1 pseudogene is annotated in these 639 nt (G+C 66.0%); it reads left to right on the top strand.

Annotated features, from left to right (window positions below):
* Nucleotides 1-242: pseudogene (locus ENSA7_RS41590) on the top strand (hypothetical protein); the annotation flags it as partial.
* Nucleotides 243-639 lie beyond the last annotated feature (397 nt).

Here is a 639-nt window from a genome sequence, read left to right as displayed (position 1 = left end):
GGCAAAAGTGGTACCGGCAGGTGGTCAGCTATGAGAAGCGATTCACCGTGACGCCGAAGGTGGCCGCGTCGTGCAAGTGGCGACGCTTGGCGCAGCTGCAGCGGGATCGTGAGTGGGAGCGCGAGTACGCGTGTGCGCGGGAATTGTGGCTGGCCGGGGACTCGGCGGTGGTGTTTCCGGCGGGGACCTACTGGCTGCGGCGGTTCGCCGGGGTCACGGTGGCGCCGCATCCGGTCTCGTGAGCGTGTGCAGACAGGGGATGGCGGGGTCGCGCGAGGCTATCCCGCCGGCTGGTATTGGTTCTGAGCGGGTTTTATGCGCGGCGTTGGGTGTCGGAGTGGGTGCAACAGCGAATTTCCGGCGCGATGAGGTGATGACAGGCGCGAAAGCGCGGATTTCGCGTGCTCTTGGAGCGTTTCAGGCTTCACGTCGACGGAAGACTCCAAGGCCGGTTTTCCCTCAGGCTTCACGTCGACGGAAGACTCCAAGGCCGGTTTTCCCGCGGCCGTCCCCGTCGACGGAAGACTCCCAGGCCGGTTTTCCCGCGGCAGGCCGGTTTTCCCGCGGCCGCGTGCGTGCTCGCAGATCCGCCAAAAACAACCAGATCCCCCCACCACCTGCTACCGTCCCCCCACAGTG

Origin of the sequence: Enhygromyxa salina, assembly GCF_002994635.1 — a bacterium.
GTDB lineage: Bacteria > Myxococcota_A > Polyangia > Nannocystales > Nannocystaceae > Plesiocystis > Plesiocystis salina_B.
This window is presented reverse-complemented; position numbering and strand designations above follow the sequence as displayed.